Raw genomic sequence first — 490 nt, 5'->3', positions numbered from 1 at the left:
TTGTTTGTGATCGAAAATTTAAAAGGTGTTCGTTCCGCTACGGAAAAAGTATGTGTTCGCCATCGGTATGTGTCGGTTTCCTGGGCATTTCACCAGTTCCGTGAGATGTTGGAGTACAAGGCTCGACTGAACGGACAGGGCGTCATCGCAGTAGATCCCAAATATACTTCCCAAACCTGCCCGAAATGCGGACATGTTGAACGAGCCAATCGAAACAAAAAGATGCACACCTTTGAATGCCAAAGCTGTCACTATCGCTCTAACGATGACCGAATTGGTGCTATGAATCTGTACCGCAAAGGAATCGAGTACATCGGTACAGGTACAGCAGGAGTATAACTCTTATTGTAGGGGCGAGGTCAACCGTCCTGATGTTCCAACACGCTAAGGTAGGAGCACCACGAGGTGCGTTTGCACTACCGGTTAGGAATAAGTCTAAAAGGCTTGTGCGAAGCGCAAGCACTGTCTACGAAGTAGGCAGAGACAAGCT

Annotated in this window: 1 protein-coding gene; it reads left to right on the top strand. The window is 48.0% G+C overall.

The genetic code is table 11. The annotated features are described in order from the left end of the window. The coding region (locus ACE5LO_RS27795) for a zinc ribbon domain-containing protein (protein WP_375523141.1) at positions 1-339 on the top strand (339 nt) is incomplete at its 5' end. Positions 340-490 lie beyond the last annotated feature (151 nt).

Origin of the sequence: Paenibacillus medicaginis, from assembly GCF_042138635.1 — a bacterium.
GTDB lineage: Bacteria > Bacillota > Bacilli > Paenibacillales > Paenibacillaceae > Paenibacillus > Paenibacillus medicaginis.
The sequence above is the reverse complement of the archived record's forward strand: the minus strand, read 5'-3'. Positions and strand labels throughout refer to the sequence as shown.